Here is a 945-nt window from a genome sequence, read left to right on the forward strand (position 1 = left end):
CAGTAAGCGGCAGTGCGTTCCATTAATGTCGATCGCGAAGCCGTCGGAGACGCGGTAGATCAGCCAGTCGCCCTCGGCGACGCTCTGGCCGGCAAAGTCCGTGGCACCGTCGCTCTTGAAGGCCTGCGGGCCGGTCTTGAGCACGAGCCCGACCTTGCCCTGCCACTTGTCCTCGTCGATCGTCTTGTCGGTGAGGATGATGCCGCCGGCGGTCTTTTCCGGTCGCATGTAGATGCCAACCAGGATCTGGTTGTGCATGATTTCCAGCTTGGAGAGGTCGCCGATGGCGGCGATGATCTCGTCCTTGGTTGATTGGGGCTTACTGGCAGCCATAAGGTCCTTCCTGGTTTAAGAGCGGTTGTCGCCCATGGATTTGATGATCTCGCCGAGCATGCCGAGCGCGGAACGCATGCCGGCGATCTCGCCGCAGCGGTAGCGGTAGTCGGCGAAATCAGCGGCGAGACCGTGGGCGATCTGCTCGCTCTTGGCGTCGATCTCGTCGGTGAGTTGCTTGCGCGCCCGGTCGAGCAGGCGCACGTCGAGGACGGAGGCGGTCACAGGGGGGTGTAGCCGTCTTCAAATGCCTTCGTGGGAGACCACGAGGCGTAGCCATCGTCGTAGACGACGTAGTAGCCAGTGTCCTCGTCGCTGCCTTTGAACCGCTCGTACCACCCGGCAGGCGCTTCAAATTGAGCGAAGCCCTTGTCCTCAGGCGTCAGCATCACCTGGCCGGTGTCGTTGTTGCGCTCAATATCCGTGAGCTTGAGCGCCCAAACCTTCTTGTGGCACTGGTAGCGCGGCAGTTCGCGTGAGGCGTCCATCACTTCCTTCCTCCGAACGTGCCGCTTGTGGCAAATTCATTGGCTGCGGCTTCGACGATGCCCATGCGCCGGCGCAGTTCGCGGTCGGCAAGTTCGCTGCGCAGCCGATAGCCTTCCAGCGCCC

3 protein-coding genes are annotated in these 945 nt (G+C 62.2%); all 3 read right to left on the reverse strand.

Annotated features, from left to right (window positions below):
* Positions 1-333, reverse strand: a 333-nt coding sequence (locus tag EOA60_RS34875) for a hypothetical protein (protein WP_128312727.1), incomplete at its 3' end; no start/stop codon positions are given.
* A gap of 15 nt (positions 334-348) precedes the next feature.
* Entirely contained in the window at positions 349-558 is a 210-nt protein-coding gene (locus EOA60_RS34880) for a hypothetical protein (RefSeq protein WP_127335624.1), read from the reverse strand.
* Positions 555-821 (reverse strand): hypothetical protein, encoded by a 267-nt coding sequence (locus EOA60_RS34885; protein ID WP_127335623.1) that lies wholly within the window; start codon positions 819-821, stop codon positions 555-557. The genes EOA60_RS34880 and EOA60_RS34885 overlap by 4 nt, the downstream gene beginning before the upstream one ends.
* Between the last annotated feature and the right edge of the window lie 124 nt (positions 822-945).

Origin of the sequence: Mesorhizobium sp. M1A.F.Ca.IN.020.06.1.1, from assembly GCF_004023265.1 — a bacterium.
GTDB lineage: Bacteria > Pseudomonadota > Alphaproteobacteria > Rhizobiales > Rhizobiaceae > Mesorhizobium.

Excerpts from the sequence above, each read along its gene's own strand:
- EOA60_RS34885 (WP_127335623.1), bottom strand. The coding sequence starts at position 821 with ATGGACGCCTCACGCGAACTGCCGCGCTACCAGTGCCACAAGAAGGTT.